Source organism: Ruegeria sp. E8, assembly GCF_056533985.1.
In genome coordinates, this window is record NZ_JBQFOY010000010.1 from 28,552 (window position 1) to 45,690 (window position 17,139).

Annotated in this window: 13 protein-coding genes; 8 read left to right on the forward strand and 5 right to left on the reverse strand. The window is 58.1% G+C overall.

Translation table 11 applies throughout. The annotated features are described in order from the left end of the window. Nucleotides 1–7: 7 nt before the first annotated feature. Complete coding sequence (locus tag ACR0LF_RS14005; protein ID WP_480580809.1) at nucleotides 8–1,921, reverse strand: ABC transporter substrate-binding protein; 1,914 nt, start codon at nucleotides 1,919–1,921, stop codon at nucleotides 8–10. Then, nucleotides 1,914–3,686, reverse strand: a complete 1,773-nt coding sequence (locus tag ACR0LF_RS14010) for an ABC transporter ATP-binding protein (protein WP_480580806.1) — start codon at nucleotides 3,684–3,686, stop codon at nucleotides 1,914–1,916. The genes ACR0LF_RS14005 and ACR0LF_RS14010 overlap by 8 nt, the downstream gene beginning before the upstream one ends. 233 nt (nucleotides 3,687–3,919) lie before the next feature. On the opposite strand from ACR0LF_RS14010, the gene ACR0LF_RS14015 reads away from it, so the two are divergent. The 7 genes from ACR0LF_RS14015 (at nucleotide 3,920) to ACR0LF_RS14045 (ending at nucleotide 11,889) form a co-directional block, all read left to right on the forward strand. Then, entirely contained in the window at nucleotides 3,920–4,417 is a 498-nt protein-coding gene (locus tag ACR0LF_RS14015; protein ID WP_480580804.1) for a class I SAM-dependent methyltransferase, read from the forward strand. 18 nt (nucleotides 4,418–4,435) lie between these two features. Next, nucleotides 4,436–5,065, forward strand: a complete 630-nt coding sequence (locus ACR0LF_RS14020) for a glutathione S-transferase family protein (protein WP_480580802.1) — start codon at nucleotides 4,436–4,438, stop codon at nucleotides 5,063–5,065. Nucleotides 5,066–5,176: 111 nt separating this feature from the next. Next, complete coding sequence (locus tag ACR0LF_RS14025; RefSeq protein ID WP_480580800.1) at nucleotides 5,177–7,579, forward strand: GcvT family protein; 2,403 nt, start codon at nucleotides 5,177–5,179, stop codon at nucleotides 7,577–7,579. 2 nt (nucleotides 7,580–7,581) lie between these two features. Further along, nucleotides 7,582–9,126 (forward strand): trimethylamine methyltransferase family protein, encoded by a 1,545-nt coding sequence (locus tag ACR0LF_RS14030; protein ID WP_480580799.1) that lies wholly within the window; start codon nucleotides 7,582–7,584, stop codon nucleotides 9,124–9,126. Further along, nucleotides 9,126–9,800, forward strand: coding sequence for a TetR/AcrR family transcriptional regulator (locus tag ACR0LF_RS14035; protein WP_480580797.1), 675 nt, complete (start codon nucleotides 9,126–9,128; stop codon nucleotides 9,798–9,800). The genes ACR0LF_RS14030 and ACR0LF_RS14035 overlap by 1 nt, the downstream gene beginning before the upstream one ends. Further along, a complete protein-coding gene (locus ACR0LF_RS14040) occupies nucleotides 9,797–11,101 on the forward strand; it encodes an NAD(P)/FAD-dependent oxidoreductase (protein WP_480580796.1) in 1,305 nt (434 codons plus the stop codon). The genes ACR0LF_RS14035 and ACR0LF_RS14040 overlap by 4 nt, the downstream gene beginning before the upstream one ends. A 56-nt stretch (nucleotides 11,102–11,157) precedes the next feature. After that, nucleotides 11,158–11,889, forward strand: a complete 732-nt coding sequence (locus ACR0LF_RS14045) for a hypothetical protein (RefSeq protein WP_480580794.1) — start codon at nucleotides 11,158–11,160, stop codon at nucleotides 11,887–11,889. Between the two features lie 6 nt (nucleotides 11,890–11,895). On the opposite strand, the gene ACR0LF_RS14050 is transcribed toward ACR0LF_RS14045, so the two are convergent. Then, nucleotides 11,896–12,258, reverse strand: a complete 363-nt coding sequence (locus ACR0LF_RS14050) for a DUF3307 domain-containing protein (protein ID WP_480580876.1) — start codon at nucleotides 12,256–12,258, stop codon at nucleotides 11,896–11,898. Nucleotides 12,259–12,503: 245 nt separating this feature from the next. Between ACR0LF_RS14050 and ACR0LF_RS14055 the strand changes: the two genes are divergently transcribed. Further along, nucleotides 12,504–15,500 carry a cyclic nucleotide-binding domain-containing protein gene (locus tag ACR0LF_RS14055; protein ID WP_480580874.1) on the forward strand — a complete coding sequence of 999 codons (2,997 nt, stop codon included), beginning with the start codon at nucleotides 12,504–12,506 and terminating at the stop codon, nucleotides 15,498–15,500. A gap of 3 nt (nucleotides 15,501–15,503) precedes the next feature. Here the strand turns inward: ACR0LF_RS14055 and ACR0LF_RS14060 are convergent, their stop codons facing one another. Both ACR0LF_RS14060 and ACR0LF_RS14065 read right to left on the reverse strand, forming a co-directional pair. Next, nucleotides 15,504–15,791 carry an ArsR/SmtB family transcription factor gene (locus tag ACR0LF_RS14060; protein ID WP_480580872.1) on the reverse strand — a complete coding sequence of 96 codons (288 nt, stop codon included), beginning with the start codon at nucleotides 15,789–15,791 and terminating at the stop codon, nucleotides 15,504–15,506. Nucleotides 15,792–15,903: 112 nt separating this feature from the next. Beyond that, nucleotides 15,904–17,136, reverse strand: a complete 1,233-nt coding sequence (locus tag ACR0LF_RS14065) for a mandelate racemase/muconate lactonizing enzyme family protein (RefSeq protein WP_480580793.1) — start codon at nucleotides 17,134–17,136, stop codon at nucleotides 15,904–15,906. Nucleotides 17,137–17,139: the final 3 nt, after the last annotated feature.

Consider the following 17,139-nt stretch of genomic DNA (forward strand, 5'->3'; position numbering starts at 1 on the left):
CTCCTGCTTAGTCGGCGAAAAAGAACTCATCCGGGCGGTGGATGCCGAAATGGGCACCGGGTTCCCATGCCCACATGGCCTGTTCCGGTACGTTGCGCAGACGGTTTGACACGACAACAGGCTGTGGTGCGCCATTCAGAATGCCGATGGCATAAAGCTGATCCGCGTGAATGTTCAGCATCTCGGTCCAGACGGATGTGCGCTCTTCTTCTGTCGAGGCGGTTTGCCATTCATGCGCCAACTCCATCAGGCGTTTGGCTTCCGGCATATCGGGGGCTTCGCCCACTTCACCGCCGGTCTGATAGAATTGTCCCCATTTCGGCCAGGCCAGGAAAACCTGATCTGTCGGGGCCAGATAGGCGGGTGAAGTGTGCGCCTGCGGAATACCGTCATCCCAACCGAACCAGACCGACGCCATCGAGTTGCCCGCAAACACACGGTTGCGCAGGATGTCCCGGTCCAATGGACGCATGACCAGCTTAACCCCAACCTCACGCCAGTTGTCGGTGACGATCTGAAGGGCGTTTTCAACCTCTTGCCGCTCACCTGCGGTTTCGATCACCAACTCCATCGGGCGGCCGTCCGGCAACAGGCGAATGCCGTTTTTGTCACGCTGATCCAGACCAGCTTCGTCCAGAAGCGCATTGGCCTGATCGATATCGTATTGGGCCCACGCCTTGGCATTGTCTTCGCTGTAGAAGGGCGAGGCGGGCAGAACCGACATTGCGCCTGGCTGCGCGAGTTTAAAATACAAAGCCTGATTGATGGTTTGCCGGTCGATCGCCAGCGACAAGGCACGCCGCACACGTACGTCACGCAACACATCGCGCCAGGCATCATCGGAAAAATTGAGGTTCGGATAAATCGCGATCTGCGACGCTACGCCGGTTTTCCACAACAGCGTTTTATATCCGCCTTGTTCCTCGCCTTTCTTCAGGATCGATGCGTCGCGGAATGCCAAGCCCCGACCTTGCAGGTCGCTTTCGCCCGCGTTGGTTTTGGCGGCGACCAGACCGGGGGCAACGATCTCCATCTCGACCACGTCGATATAGGGAAGCTGCACCCCCTTGCTGTCGACGCGGTGGTAATACGGGTTGCGCACAAAATTGTGGCGAATTTTCTTGCCCGAGCTTGCATTTAACCAGGGCTGCAGTGTGGGAAGTTCGTGGTTGTCGAACTTGTACAGGTTGTCCAGCTTGTTGTGCAGCGCGGCCCAGCTTTTGACGCGGGCATCTTCGACCTGAAATGCCAGTTCTTCGGAATCTGCGTATTTCTCGTGATATTGCTTCAGGAAGGCGGCAGGTCGGTAGATAAACGGCGGTCGCGCCTGAGCCAGCGATTGCAGGAAGTTCGGGTTGGGGTCGTCCCATTCGAAGATCACCGTGGTTTCGTCCGGGAACGTGACTGTGGGCGTTTTACCTTCGACGATCAGAAAATCTGGCGGGCCCGACGGGCTGAGCAGTTCGTTATTGGCGACATCCTCCCACCAATAGCGGAAGTCTTCCGAGGTAAAGGGCGAACCGTCCGACCACTTATGCCCTTCGCGCAGTTTCAGGGTGAACTTGCGATTGCCCTCATTTTCAAACGATGCCAGCAGGTCTGGTACAATTTCGTAATTCTGGTTGAAGCCGACCAGCCGGGCATAGCCATAGACAACCATCTGGCGGATATCTTTGGACCGCGTGACCATGGTGCGCAAGGTGCCGCCTGGAGTGCCGAATTCGCGCCCTTTGGCCGACATATCCACAATCAGCGGGTCATTCGGCAGGCGCTCTTGCACAGGCGGAAGATCGCCGCTTTCGACCTCGGCGCTCCAGAAAGCGTTTTCCTGAGGGGTCGGGATCGTTTCTGCAGTGGCGGGCAGCATCCCTGAAATAGCCAGCGAAGCAGCCAGAAGCAGGGGGTGAGTGGTCTTAAACATGGCAACGTACCTTATGGCCCGGTTCCAATTCCACCAGTGAGGGTATCACGGTGTCCGAGAAACGAAAGGCTTCATCCCAACTATCCGGTGCGCCGGCACCCAGAGAGACCAATTGCAGGTCGATCGGGCGATTGATGTCGGGTTCTGGTTGAGCGGCAATCAGCGCCTTGGTGTACGGATGGCGCGGATTGTAGAAAAGAGTTTCGGGCGGTGCCTGCTCGACGATCAGACCACGCCGCATGACGGCAACTTCATCGGCGATCCGTGCAACAACGGCCAGATCGTGCGAGATGAACAGGTAGGACAGGTTCAGGCTGTCTTGCAGGTTTTCCAGCAAGGTCAGAATCTGTTCCTGAACGGACACATCCAAGGCCGAGGTCGGTTCGTCACACACAATTAACTGCGGATCCAGCATCATGGCGCGCGCAACAGACAGGCGCTGGCGTTGCCCGCCGGAAAAGGCGTGCGGATAGCGTTTCAGCATGTCTTCAGTCAGGCCAACGCGCTGCAACATCTCGGCGGCTTTGTCGCGTTGCTCGGCAGTTGTGCCGATACGGTGGATTTCCAACGGCTCGGTCATCGCGTCCTGAATGCGCATTCGGGGGCTGAGTGAGCTGTAGGGGTCTTGAAACACCATCTGCGCCTTGCGCTGAAACGCCGTGCGCTGGGCGCGGGTCATGCTGTGCACGGTGATCGGATCCGACTCGGGTGCGGTCCGAAACAGAACTTCGCCACCGGGGTCGGGCAACTCGGCACCCAAAGCGATTCGGGCCGCTGTCGTCTTGCCCGATCCGCTTTCACCGACAATGGCCAGCGTCTTGCCGCGCGCCAGATTCAGGTCGACGCCGCGACAGGCATAGATTGCTTTTTCAGCCTGCCAGCCCTTGCTGGATCGCATGGTGTAGGTCTTGGACACGCTCTTCATCTGAAGGATCAGATCTTCGTCAGGCATCGGAATACCCACGGCATCCTGATCCGGAATTTCCGGGGCGGCATCGAACAATTGCTTTGTATAGGGATGTGCCGGGGCCGTGAGGATCGGCGCGGCCGGGCCAGCCTCCATGATGCGGCCCTTGTGCATGACAACAACCTGTTCGGCCATGTTGGCAACCACACCCAGATCGTGCGTCACCAGAATAAGCGCCATGCCGGTTTCGCGCTGCAATTCCTTGATCAGTCCCAGAACCTGCGCCTGAGTGGTCACATCTAGCGCGGTGGTCGGTTCGTCCGCGATCAGCAATTCGGGCTTGGATACCATCGCCATGGCGATCATTGCGCGTTGGCGCATACCGCCCGACAGCTCGAACGGATACGAGTCATAAGCCCGCTGCGGGTCAGAGAAACCAACGCGATCGAACTGGGTCAGAACTTGTTTGCGGGCCTCGGCCTCGGACAATCCGCGGTGCAGCCACAGAACCTCGCTGACCTGATTGCCAATCTTGTGTAGGGGTGACAACGACCGCATCGGTTCCTGAAAAATCATCGAAACCCGATTGCCGCGAATGTTGCGCAGTTCACGTTCTGATACGGCAGTCAGATCGCACATGCCTTTGGAATCATTCAGGGTAATCGAGCCGCTTCTAATTTGCGCCGTGCGGGGCAGGATGCGCAAAGCTGCGCGGCACGTAATGGTTTTCCCTGATCCCGACTCACCGACCAAAGCCAGAGTCTGCCCGGCCTCTACATCAAAGTTGACACCCGTGACCACGGAATTGCCCGTACCAAAGCCGATGCTGAGGTCTTTGACCGACAACAACGCACTCATCCGGGTTTTCCACCCGTTTGGCCGTTCAGTGACATCGGTTGATTCAACTCCCCGTGATTTTTCCGCCAGTGTCGCGCGGTTCCGCCTGTCTAGTCAAACCCGTTCTTAAGCAGAAATGTCGCGGAAATGTGAAACTTGCGGCTTCTTCGCTACACAAAGTGTTGAGAATTTGTAATCAAGGGCGGCGTCGGAGGGATCTATCCTTCCTACTGGTATCAAGGAGATATTTGCCGGTGTCCGAGAATCAAAGTCGTCTGGATCTGTTCATTGATCGCATGGTGTCGCAACGCGCCTGTCTCGATCATGCGATTGCGCATACGGCGGGCATGACGGGCCCGGTGTTTGAACTGGGCCTGGGCAACGGTCGCACCTATCACCATCTGGTGCAGCATATGGATGATCGCCCGGTCTATGTGTTCGAACGCGCAGTCGCCTCGCATCCCGATTCCACCCCGCCCGAGGATCGGGTGATCCTGGGCGATGTGCGAGAAACCCTGCCCGCGTCGGTTGATCGGTTCGGCGCATCGGCCAGCCTTATCCACGCCGACCTTGGCGGGCATAACCGTGAAAAGAACGACAAGTTCGCGCGCTTTGTGTCCCCGCTTATTGAGCCTTTGCTGGCTCCGGGCGGTTTGATGGTCTCGAGCGACCGGATGTATTTCGACGCGCTGACCGAGTTGCCCTTGCCCGACGGTGCCGTTGAAGGGCGCTGTTTCATCTATCGCCGCTGACCGGAAAGGAGCACAGGCATGATTTTCTACGATTGTTCCACTGCTCCGAACCCACGTCGCGCACGTATGTTCATTGCTGAAAAAGGGGTGGACATCGAAACCCGCAATATCTCGATTGCCGATGGTGAGCAATTGAGCGACGCCTTTCGCGCCGTGAACCCAAGGGCGACGGTCCCGGTTCTGGTGACGGATGATGGAACCGCTTTGACAGAAAATCTGGGCATCGCGGCTTATCTGGAAGCACAGTTTCCCGAACCGCCGTTGATGGGCCGAACCCCTGATGAAAAGGGCCTGGTCCTGATGTGGAATGCCATTGTCGAGCAGCAGGGTGGGGTGCCCATCGCCGAGGCCCTGCGCAACAGCCATCCGGCCTTCAAAGACCGGGCCATTCCTGGTCCGTCTGATCACGCGCAGATTCCCGAACTTGCGCAGCGTGGACGGGCGCGTGTCGCCTCGTTTTTCGAACTGCTGGAAGCGCGCTTGAAAGAAAGCCCGTATATCGCGGGCGATGTTTTCTCTCTGGCTGATATCTCGACCTTCGTTTTTGTCGATTTCGCACGCGTCATCAAAATGCGTATCCCGGAGGAAAACGCCGCTACGCTGGCGTGGTTCCAAGGTATTCAGTCCCGCCCTAGCGCAAGCCTTTAAACATGCCAGACAGGGCAGCGCATTTCAGTGGCTATTACTGTACATAAATGTCTAGACAGAAGTGAACAGTGCTATTAGCGTCTCCTCAGATTCTGTTCAGGGGAGGCCGGGATGAAATCCCAGTATCGTGTCGTTGTCATCGGGGGCGGGGTTGTTGGCGCCTCGGTTCTGTATCACCTTGCCAAGTTCGGCTGGACCGATGTGGTCATGTTGGAGCGGCGGCGCCTGGCATCAGGGTCGTCCTGGCACGCGGCAGGGGGCATCCATGCGCTGAACGCCGATCCGAATATGGCGTCGTTGCAGGCCTATACTATCGATCTGCTGAGCGAGATCGAGAAAGAGTCAGGCCAGAATATCGGCCTGCACATGACCGGCGGTCTGACTTTGGCCGGGACACCCGAACGGTGGGAGTGGCTTCAGGCGAATTACCGCATCTTCCAATCCATCGGCATTGATGACTGCGAACTGTTGAGCCCAGAAGAGGCGCAGCGCCGCTGCCCGATCATGTCCACCGAGGGCGTACTGGGCGCAATGTGGGCCGACCGTGAAGGGTACATCGACACGACCGGCACGGTGCAGGCATATGCAACGGCGGCCAGGAAACGCGGTGCAGAATATTATGAGGAAACCAAGGTCGAGGAACTGATCCAGACCGATGAGGGCTGGCAGGTTGTGACCGACAAAGGCACGATCACTTGCGAGCATGTGGTCAACGCTGCGGGCCTATGGGCCAAGCAGGTGGGGCGCATGGCTGGGGTCGAACTGCCGGTCTCGCCGCTGAAACACCACTATCTGATCACCGATACCGTACCCGAAGTGGCCCAGGCTGATTTCGAGATGCCGATGACCGTGGACCTCGAAGGGTTCACCTATATGCGGCAGGACCAGAAAGGGGTTCTGGTCGGGATTTACGAGGTTGATCACGAACACTGGGCCATGGATGGCGCGCCGTGGAATTACGGCGAGGAGCTGTTTCAGGAACAGCTGGATCGGATCGAGAACGAGCTGACCCTGGGCTTTGAACGCTACCCCTCGATCCAGAATGTCGGCATCAAGACGTGGGTGAATGGTGCGTTTACCTTTTCGCCGGATGGCAACCCTCTGGTCGGGCCGGTGCCAGGCAAGCGCGGCTATTGGTCGGCCTGTGCGGTGATGGCGGGCTTCCTGCAAGGCGGTGGCGTCGGTAAGACGCTGGCCGAATGGATGATCCATGGGGAGCCTGAGGCGGACGCATGGCCAATGGACGTGGCGCGCTATGGCGATTTCGCGCAGAACAAGCGCTACATCCGGGAAACCACGGGCCAGTTCTATTCCCGTCGCTTCGTGATGACTTACCCGAATGAGCAACTGCCCGCGGGTCGCCCGCTGAAAATGGCCCCGGCGCATGACGCGATGACAGAAGCGGGCTGCAAATGGGGCGTTAGCTGGGATCTGGAAGTCCCGCTCTACTTCGCACCCAAAGGGTTCGAGGAGACGCCGACGCTCAAACGCTCGAACGCGCATGACATCGTGGCCGAGGAATGCAAGGTGATCCGCGAAGGGGTTGGCCTGCTCGACATATCGGGCTTTTCTCGGTTCGAGGTCACAGGACCGAATGCCGAAGCGTGGCTGGACAAGGTCATGGCCTCGAAACTGCCCGCACCGGGGCGGGCGAAGCTGGCCCCGATGCTGGGAGAGAACGGTCGGCTTAAGGGCGACCTGACCGTGCTCAACTGGGGCGACGGGACGTGGTGGATCATGGGCAGCTATTACCTGCGCGCCTGGCATATGCGCTGGTTCGACGATCATATGATGGACGGCGTCAGCATTCGCGATCTGGGCGAGGAATACTGCGGTTTTGCCGTTGTCGGACCGAAATCGCAGGCCGTGGTCGAGAAACTGGCGGAACAGGATACCTCGGGGCTCAAATTCATGGGCTGTGGTGACTTCGACATCGGGCTGGTCCGCGCGCGTGTTGCACGGATGTCAGTGACCGGTGAGAAAGGCTATGAGATCAACTGCCGTTATGGTGATCACATCAAGCTGCGCCGGATGCTGCTTGAGGCCGGGGCTGACGAAGGTATTCGCGAGTGCGGCTTCAACGCTATGCTTTCGACCCGGCTTGAGAAGAGCTTTGGCATCTGGTCGGCGGAATTTACGCAGCTCTACACGCCGGGCATGACCGGGATGGATCGCTGGATCGACTGGGACAAGGACTTTGTCGGCAAGGAAGCTGCTGTTGCAGAGCGCGATGGAAATGGCCCCGCACAGGTTCAGGTGACATTGGAAGTGGAGGCTTTGGACGCAGATGCCAGCGGCTATGAGCCGATCTGGTCAGGTGAGGAGCGTGTCGGCTTTGTGACGTCGGGCGGGTTTGGTCATTATACCGGCAAGTCACTGGCGATGGCGTTGGTCAATCGGGACAAGGCGGCACCGGGAACCGAACTGTCGGTGCATGTGGTCGGCGTAGAACGCCCCGCGCGGATCGTTGCGCCATCGCCTTATGACCCTTCGGGCAAAGCGATGCGAGGCTGACGATGGTTGCACAGGACCGAGGTCGTCGACGGCGCGGACGTGGCGCAGAGGTTGCGCCTCCGCCCAGTCGCGACGTGAATTACCGTCAACTCAGGAACCCGTTTCCGCAGATGGAGGTTTTCCCGGCGGATCAGATCGCGGACATGCACAAAACGGCGCTGCGCACGCTGGAGGATTTGGGCGTCAAAACCCTGCTGCCCGAGGCGCGCAAGCTGTTCAAGCAGAGCGGTGCGCGTGTGGATGAAGACAGCGAAATGGTTTTCATCGGACGCGACATGGTCGAGGCCGCCATCGCCTCGGCCCCAAAGTCCATCCCCTGCCGTGCAGGCGCGCGGCACCGGGACTTTACGCTGGAACTGGGGAGCCTGGTGTTTCAGCCCGGGGCAGGGGCCCCCAACGCCACCGATCTTGAACGCGGGCGCCGCCCGGCGACGGGGCAGGATTACCTGGAGTTCCTGAAACTCACCCATCACTTCGACGTCTTTCAGATGATCTCGCCCCAGGTCGAGCCGCAGGATGTTCCCACCCATCTGCGGCACTACTTTACCACGCAGGCGCAGATGGGACTGACGGACAAGTTCCCGTTCTTCTTCTCGCGCGGCACGCCGCAGGTGATGGACTGCTTTGAGATGCTATCCATCGCGCGGGGCCTGTCGGATGACGAATTCCGCGCGGGTGCGCATTGCTACACCATCATCAACACCAACAGCCCGCGTACGTTGGATATCCCTATGGCGCAGGGCCTGATCGACTTTGCGCGACACGGTCAGATGTCGATCATCACGCCCTTCACGCTGATGGGTGCGATGGCACCGATCACGGTGGCGGGTGCGATCACGCTGTCTCATGCCGAGGCGCTGGCAGCCTTGACGCTGACGCAACTGGCCACCCCCGGAGCGCCGGTCTGCTATGGCACCTTCACCAGCAACGTAGACATGAAATCGGGTGCGCCTGCCTTCGGGACCCCCTCGCATTTCCAGGCGTCACTGGCCGCCGGGCAACTGGCGCGACACCTGGGCCTGCCTTGGCGGTCCGCTGCAGGTTCGGCGTCGAATATCAACGACGTTCAGGCGGCAAACGAGAACCAGTTCGGCCTGTGGGGCTGTCTGATGGCGGGTGCGACGGTCATCATCCATTCGGCGGGCTGGCTTGAGGGCGGGCTGACCGTGTCCTTCGAAAAGCTGGTCTGCGATGCCGAAGTGCTGAACATGGTGGCTGAGCTTTGTGCCGGAGCGCAGGCCGGAACTGCCGAGATCGGTTTTGACACCGCGTTGTCCGAAGTCGAACCCAGCGGGCATTTCTTTGCCTCCAGCCAAACGATGGAACGGTACAACACCGAATTCTACCAACCCCACCTGCATGACTATGCCAATTTCGGAACATGGACGGAACGGGGATCAGTGGACGCCAACCATCGGGCGACCGGCGTCTGGAAAGGCATTCTTGCGGATTTCAAACCACCGTCCCATAACGATGACGGGATCGGCGCGATGAAGGAATTCATCGCCCGGCGCACTCAGGAGGGCGGCGCGCCGCCAGAGAGCTGATGAACACGAAACCCATTTTGCATCGCGACGACCCAAAGGCGGAACCTCTGGTCGGCAATATCAAGGTCACGCGGGATGACTGGCTGAATGTGGCCATGGACGTGTTGGTCTCGGACGGGGTCGAGCAGGTTAAAGTGATGAACCTAGCCGAGCGTATGGCGGTCTCACGCTCGTCTTTCTATTGGTATTTTAAGTCCCGGCAAGAGCTGCTGGACGCCTTGCTGGCCAAGTGGCAGGCGACCAACACGGCCGCCTTGATCGCGCAGTCCGAATTGCCTGCCGACACGATCACGGCGGCGGTCTGCAATGTTCAACGATGTGTAGTGAATACGGCATTGTTCGACACGGCCCTGGATTTTGCTGTGCGTGACTGGGCGCGTAGGTCGGGCAAGGTGCGGCGGATACTGGATCAGTCCGACGCGCGCCGCCTGGCGGCATTGCGCGAGATGTTCGCGCGCTTCGATTATGAGCCGCTTGAGGCGGAAACCCGAGCGCGCGTTCTTTACTACATGCAGATCGGGTACGATCTGGCGCAGTTGAACGAAGCGACCGAGACCCGTCTGGCGCTGGTATCGCATTATCTGTTCGTCTTCACCGGGGTTGAGCCGCAACCGGAAGAAGTGTCGGAATTCAGCGCTTATGCAAAACGCTTTTGGGAAGGGAGACCCTCATGAGCCAACCAGATGCAATCATCATCGGAACAGGCGTGATCGGCGCCGCCATCGCGTTCGAGATGGCCAAGGTGGGGTGGAAGACCCTGTCGCTGGACCGGAATGCGCAGGTCGGGCACGGCTCGACCGCGGGGTCCTGCGCGATTATCCGGATGCACTATTCGACCTTTGACGGTACGGCCTTCGCTTGGGAAGGCTACCATTACTGGCGCGATTGGGCCGACTATCTGGGTCTGCCGGAAGATGCCAATCTGGCCCAGTTCCGTGAAACCGGCTGTCTGGTCATGAAAACCGAGGCGAACGGGATGCTGGAAAAGCACATGCGCAACTCGTCAGAGCTTGATTGCCCGTTCGAGGAATGGTCGGGTGAAAAAGTGGTGGAACGCTTGCCGGTGTATTCGCTGGATAGTTTTGCCCCTGCGCGTCGTATGGACGATCCCGAATTCGGTCAGCCCAACGGGCGTAAAATGACGGGCGGTGTGTACTGGCCGCAGGCGGGCTATGTCACCGACCCGGCCCTGTCGGCGCAGAACCTGATGGACGCTGCGAAACAGCATGGTGCCGAGGTGCGAACCAGCGTTGAGGTCACTGAAATTCTGACCGAGAACGGGCGCGTTTCCGGCGTCAAACTGGCCTCGGGCGAGGAAATCCATGCCAATGTTGTGGTCAACGTGGCCGGGCCGGGATCGGCCATCATCAACGAGATGGCGGGTGTACTGGACGATATGACCATCAAAACCCGGCCCTTGCGGCAAGAGGTCGTGCATGTTCCCGCGCCTGATGGGTTCGACTTTGAAAACGACGGAACCATCGTTTCGGACAGCGATATCGCCTGTTACTGCCGCCCTGAACACGGCAACCACATTCTGGTCGGCTCGGAAGACCCGGAATGTGATCCGCACCAGTGGTGCGAGGACGATCTGCATTATAACCGCGAGTTTACGGATCAATGGACCACACAGGCCATGCGGTATGCGCAGCGCGTACCCAGCCTTGGCATTCCGTCGAAAACGCGCGGCGTTGTCGACCTGTATGATGCGTCGACCGACTGGATTCCGATTTATGACAAGTCCAGCCTGCCGGGGTTCTATATGGCCTGCGGCTCGAGCGGGAACCAGTACAAGAACGCGCCGATTGCGGGCAAGATGATGGCGGCGCTGATCGCCTATTGCGAAGATGGGGCCGATCATGATGCCGAGCCTTTGCAATTCGAACTGCCGTATATCAAGCGGACCATCGACGTGGGTTTCTACTCGCGCAAGCGTCCGATCAATGAAGAAAGCAGTTTCTCGGTTCTGGGCTAGCCGCCTAACGTAAACGGTCTATGTCCAGTGGGGTTGGCAGCAAAGGTGGCCCCACGATGACCGATGGAAAGACCAACGTATTGATCCTTGGCAGCGCCCCTTCGGCGCTGGCAGCGCGGACATGGCCGCGCGCATGTTTCACGCATATCGTCGCCATCAACAACGCGTGGCGTATTCGCAAGGATTGGGACTACTTGATCCATCCTGAGGATTTCCCTGCCGACCGGCGCCCGATGGATCTGTCCAGCACTCAGCGCATTATCACCGCTGGTGATTACGTCCCCAGGCAAAATGACTATGGTGGCTTTGTCTATGCAGGCGGAACGATGGCCTTTACGGCCGGATATTGGGCGTTGTCGGCTCTAAAGCCGGATGTTCTGGCATTTTTTGGTTGCGACATGGTCTATTCCGGCACCGGTTGGACACATTTTTACGGAAACGGGTCCGCAGACCCGTTGCGCAAGGATGTGACACTGCGCTCACTTGAAGCGAAATCCGCACGACTGGGGCTTTTCGCAGCCGCTCAAGGTTGCAGGACCGTGCGGTTGTCCAACGGGCCAAGCCGGCTGGTCTTTCCGTCAGCGAGCATATCCGACCTGACGGCTGTGCCACTTCCCGAAGTTAACGGTATGCGCACCGCAATGCGTTCAGAAAGTGACCTGGGATACTATGTTGCCTCGGGGCGGTACTGGGACGTTGAACACCGGTTCGATCCTGATGCAATCGACGCGTTGGATCGGATGTGGTTGTCGGCCTATCGGGTGGGATTGATGGACGACGCGGCCTAACTTTGGTCAGGCAGCCGCAAAGGTCACCCATGCCCAGACCATCGCCACATACGTCAGGTTGTGCATCAATTGATCCAGACCCGCTGCGCGCCAGAATGCGGCCTGCGATGGCTGAAGCTGTTTCTTGTCAGAATAGCTGGCCTTAACAAAATCGATGTTGAAATGGATAATCCATTCCAGCGCGGCGATGATTAAAATGAAGGACAAAGGCGCGCCGAACACGAAAAAAACGACGACAGAGCCCACAACATGCACAGCAGCATGTTGCGCGCGTCCCAAGTGAAAATACTCACCCCGTCCGGCAAGCATTTTCGGAGTCTGGAGGTAGTAGTCAGCGAACATATGCTTGATCAGCAACAGACAAAGCATAAGAAACACTGCGCCAAAACTGGCAGTCAAAAGAACCCTCCCGATATCGATCTGCTGTCAACTTTAGGCAAAAACAATGGCATGCGTAAATGAACTAGTTCACATAAGGTTAAGAAATTTCTCAAAAGGGAAAAAAATTGCGTATCCTGTCTGGATGATATTGGTTTCATGTTGTTGAATTTGCGTGCACAACATCCAATCCGCATTGTCGGTCAACAGCAGGGGCAGGTTCCATAGAACGCACGATTTTCCGATTTATCTGGAAATACTCCAAACGTGATCAGCTGATCCTGTTGGCGGTGACGGCAACGCTGTTTCCGCTGCTCTACCTGACACTTGAGTTGCCAAAACGCATCATCAACGATGCCATCGGTTCAACCACCTCCGAGATTACGGTTTGGGGCTACACCATGTCCCAGACGAATTTCCTGGTCATTTTGTGTTTTGCCTTTCTGGCGGCTGTGCTGGGTCATGGGCTGATGAAGATGCGCATCAACACCATGAAAGGTGTGTTGAGCGAACGGATGCTGCGGCGTTTTCGCTATCAGTTGATCAGCGGGGCCTTGCGCTTTCCTCAACCCTATTTCGAGCGGGTCAGCCAAGGTGAGATGGTCTCGATGATCACCGCCGAAAGCGAGCCGATGGGTGGCCTGATGGGGGACGCGATCAGCCAGCCGGTTCTGCAGGCCGGGCAAATGATCACGATCCTGTCTTTTCTGTTTTTGCAAAGCGTTTGGTTTGGGCTGGCGGCCGTGGCGCTCATTCCGTTGCAAGCCTGGTTGATCCCCAAGCTACAGCGCCAGATCAACCTGCTGAACAAAAAACGCATTCAGGAAGTCCGGGTTCTGGCCGCACAGATTGGTGAGAACGCGGCAGGTGCCTCCACCTTACGGACCAACGGTGGCTGGCGGTATCGCCGGTCGATGATCTCGGATCAGTTGGGTCGCCTGTTTGGTATCCGTTTCGAGATCTACCAAAAGAAGTTCTTTATGAAGTTCATAAACAACTTCATCTCGCAGCTGACGCCATTCATGTTCTATCTGATTGGCGGTTTATTGGTATTGCAGGGCTCGGTCTCGCTGGGGGCGTTGGTTGCTGCATTGGCGGCATACAAGGATCTCAGCTCGCCGTGGAAAGAGCTGCTGGCCTATTACAACCAGACCCAGGACATGTCGCTGCGCTGGGATGTGGTCATTGATCGTTTTGCGCCCTCCGGAATGCAGGACGAAGCCCTGTTTGAAGGCGAGCCTGCCGAGCTGCCGCATCTGAACGGTAATGTGGTGCTGGATCATGTTTCGGTGCGTGACATGGATGGCAATCAGGTCCTGGACGATCTGGACCTGAGCTTTCCTGCCGGAAAGACAATTGCCATCGCTGCGCCGAGTGAAGAAGACCGCCGCGCCATCGGTGAGTTGCTGACGCGCGAGATTATTCCCAGCGCCGGCAAGGTTCGGATCGGTGATTTGAATCTGGCTGAGCTGCATCAGGGTATCGTCGCTGCGCGTATCGGATATGCCTCTTCCCGCCCCGTGATGTTTCAGGGAACGCTGGGCGACAACGTGATGATGCCGATGCGCTACAAACCGCTGGTGGAGTCATCGGACGACCCGGGCTTTCCCGAAACCCTGCGGGCCGGGAACAGCGCTGATCCGTTCAAGGTTGAATGGTTGGATCCATCCAGGGCTGGGTTTCAGGATGAGGCCGGTTTGCGGGATTGGTGGTTGCAGCTGATCGATGGCATGGGATCGGGCGCTTCTCTGTTCCAGCGCGGTGCGGAGCAGAGTTTTGACGCGGCCAGCCACGCTGATCTGGCAGAGAAACTGATCGAACTGCGCCCTCTTGTCCGACAAGCCGTTCAGGACGCGGGCCTTGAACAACAGGCCCTTATCTTTGACCGAAGCGTTTATAATCCCGCTTTGCCTGTTGTTGAGAACCTGCTGTTTGCAACCCCCCGCGTTCCGGTGACACAGGCTTTGCTTGCCCGGCAAAAGGTCTTTTTGGGGCAATTGCGAGAGCTGGGGCTGGACAAAACACTGATTGCGCTGACCAGTGACGTGATCGAGATGCTGCGTCAGATCTTCGGGTTTGACGGGACGGATCATCCATTGTTCCGCAAGCTCGGCCTCGATGCCAAAACCTATGAAGCGGCGGTAGAGCTGGTTGAATACACACGCAAAGAGGGCACATCCGGGCTGGATGATGAACAACTGGCCAATATGCTGGCCGTGCCCTTTGTGATCTCGGCGGAGCAGATCGGGCCTGCCTTCTCAGACGAGTTGAAGGATCGAATTCTCGAATTGCGGCGCACCCATTCCGACAAGTTGTTGGAGCGCTTGCGTGACGTTTTTGTTCCGCTGGACCCGCAAGCCTTTGCGCCCGGTCTGACAGTTCTGGAAAACGCACTGTTCGGAAAGGTCAGCCAGATCGGAGGTGCCCGTTCAGATGAGGCCCGCAAGCTGGTCGTCGACGTATTGGCCGAGAACGGCGCGCGCCCTCTGGTAACCGAGCTGATTTATGATGTCCCGGTTTCTTTGGGTGGTCAGAACCTTCCCGCGGTGTTTGCCGAACCTTTGGCCTTTACCCGCGCGGCGATCAAGAAGCCTGACATATTGATTCTGGAAAACGCCTTGGCCAGCTACGACATGAAAACGCAGGTGGCCGTGTACAAAAAACTGCGTGAGTTGTTGCCGGACACCACGGTTTTCTATCTGAATGATCAGTTCGAAAACCCGAGCGTATTCGACATGTACGTGGAAGTACGGCAAGGTCGTGTCGTCTCGGACGGAGGGCCCGTGGACGTGGAGGAAGATAGCGCAGCTTCGGCAGATTTGGCGCGAAAACTGCGCGCTCTGGAACAGACCCCTTTGTTTTCGGGTCTGGACCGCAGGCAGCTGCGCCTGCTGGCCTTTGGTGCGCGCTGGTTCGATGCCGCACCGGGGCAGGTTGTGTTTTTGAAAGACGATCAGCCGACGGACGGCGCTTATGTCGTATTGGAGGGTGAAGCCGGGCTGTATCTGCCGCAGGAACAAGGGGCAGACCAGCTGATCACCAAGGTCGGGCCCGGTGCTTTGGTGGGTGAGTTGGGGTTGATCCGAAAAGAACCACGTGCACTGAGTATGGTGGCCGAAACCCAATTGTCCTGCCTGCGGATCGGTGAGGAAGAATTCCTCGCGGTTGTGGAAAACGACGCGGCAACTGCATTCAAGCTGTTGCAGGTTATTGCTGGCTATGTGTCCAACTAGCGGTCAATTGTCTGGTACGCAGAACAGGTTATAGAGCAGGCCAATCACCTGTTCCGTGTTCCCGTCTTTCAGAGAGTAATAGATGGCCTTGCCCTCACGGCGGGTTGAGACGAGGTTTTCTTCGCGCAAGCGGGCCAGCATCTGGCTGACTGCGGCTTGGCGCAATTGAAGCAGCTCCTCCAACTGGCTGACTGATTTCTCACCATTGCCGAGATGGCACAGGATCATCAGGCGGCCTTCATGTGCCAGCGTTTTGAGATACGCAGCCGCGCGGGCGGCGTTCTCTTTCAAGTCCGGCAGAGTGTCTGTGTGGTATGCCTGAGGATCGGTTTCTTTGAGTGCCACTTTTCGACCGTTGATCTGCTTTTTATGGTACCAATATGCATCAAAGCTAAGGGTATTGTCACCCCTCGGTCGCCGGAGCACCCCCTTGGAACGCGTTGCCGTTCGCGTAGTCGCAAGGGTCCTCCTGCATTTGCAGATGCAGCCCATCGTCGTGGTATGGGTGCGCACGTGCAAGGTCCTCGTCGACGTCGATCCCAAGGCCCGGAGCGGTCGGGACGGTGACGAACCCATCTTCAATCCGGATCGAGCTTTTGATCAGTTGATCGTGGAACGGTGTCTCAATGGTTTCAAGAAGCAGCAGGTTGGGAATTGAAGCTGCCAAATGGATGTTGGCGGCCCATTCAACCGGACCTGCGTACAGATGCGGTGCCATCTGGGCGTTGAAAACTTCCGCCATGGCCGCGACCTTCTTCATCTCCCAAATCCCGCCAGCGCGGCCCAGGGCCGGTTGCAGGATTTCCGCGGCTCCGGCGCGCAGGACGGCTCCGAACTCAGCCTTGGTGGTCATCCGCTCTCCGGTGGCGACCGGGATGCGGACGTTGCGAGCGACGCGGGCCATGTCGTCGATCATGTCAGGCGGTGTCGGTTCTTCGAACCAAAGCGGTTGGTAAGGTTCCAACGCCTGCCCCAGCCGGATGGCCCCGGCGGTGTTGAACTGACCATGTGTGCCGAACAGCAGATCGGCCTTGTCACCCACAGCCTCGCGGATCGCCTTGCAGAAGGCGACGGACATGGAAATGTCGCTCATCGCAGGCATGTGGCCGCCACGTATCGTATAGGGGCCAGCTGGGTCGAATTTCACTGCGGTATAGCCGCGGCGCACCATTTCAGCCGCCGTTTCGCCCGCTTGTTCAGGAGAGGTCCAAAAATCGGTCAGGTTATGATTGGGTAGGGGGTAAAGGTAAGTATAGGCCCGGATGCGTTCGTTCATCTTACCACCCAGCAGCGCATAAACCGGGCGGTCGCGATCCTTACCCAGAATGTCCCAGCAGGCGATCTCGAGCCCCGAAAACGCGCCCATAACCGTCAGGTCCGGTCGCTGGGTGAAGCCGCTGGAATAGGCGCGGCGAAACATGAGTTCGATGTTTTCGGGATTTTCATTCAGCATATGCCGTTCGAACACGTCCCGAATGACATGCCGCATCGCCTCGGGACCGACGGACGAGGCATAGCATTCGCCCCAACCGGTGATGCCGGTATCTGTCGTCAGTTTGACCAATATCCAGTACCGCCCACCCCAGCCCGGAGAGGGCGGGGCGGTGACGATAATGTCCAGATCCTGCAGTTTCATCCC

What these genes read in the sequence shown, in the direction of transcription:
- ACR0LF_RS14035 (WP_480580797.1), top strand. Translation starts at nt 9,126, where the DNA reads ATGAACACGAAACCCATTTTGCATCGCGACGACCCAAAGGCGGAACCT.
- ACR0LF_RS14025 (WP_480580800.1), top strand. Translation starts at nt 5,177, where the DNA reads ATGAAATCCCAGTATCGTGTCGTTGTCATCGGGGGCGGGGTTGTTGGC.
- ACR0LF_RS14040 (WP_480580796.1), top strand. Translation starts at nt 9,797, where the DNA reads ATGAGCCAACCAGATGCAATCATCATCGGAACAGGCGTGATCGGCGCC.
- ACR0LF_RS14010 (WP_480580806.1), bottom strand. Translation starts at nt 3,686, where the DNA reads ATGAGTGCGTTGTTGTCGGTCAAAGACCTCAGCATCGGCTTTGGTACG.
- ACR0LF_RS14020 (WP_480580802.1), top strand. Translation starts at nt 4,436, where the DNA reads ATGATTTTCTACGATTGTTCCACTGCTCCGAACCCACGTCGCGCACGT.
- ACR0LF_RS14030 (WP_480580799.1), top strand. Translation starts at nt 7,582, where the DNA reads ATGGTTGCACAGGACCGAGGTCGTCGACGGCGCGGACGTGGCGCAGAG.
- ACR0LF_RS14005 (WP_480580809.1), bottom strand. Translation starts at nt 1,921, where the DNA reads ATGTTTAAGACCACTCACCCCCTGCTTCTGGCTGCTTCGCTGGCTATT.
- ACR0LF_RS14065 (WP_480580793.1), bottom strand. Translation starts at nt 17,136, where the DNA reads ATGAAACTGCAGGATCTGGACATTATCGTCACCGCCCCGCCCTCTCCG.
- ACR0LF_RS14050 (WP_480580876.1), bottom strand. Translation starts at nt 12,258, where the DNA reads ATGCTTTGTCTGTTGCTGATCAAGCATATGTTCGCTGACTACTACCTC.
- ACR0LF_RS14045 (WP_480580794.1), top strand. Translation starts at nt 11,158, where the DNA reads ATGACCGATGGAAAGACCAACGTATTGATCCTTGGCAGCGCCCCTTCG.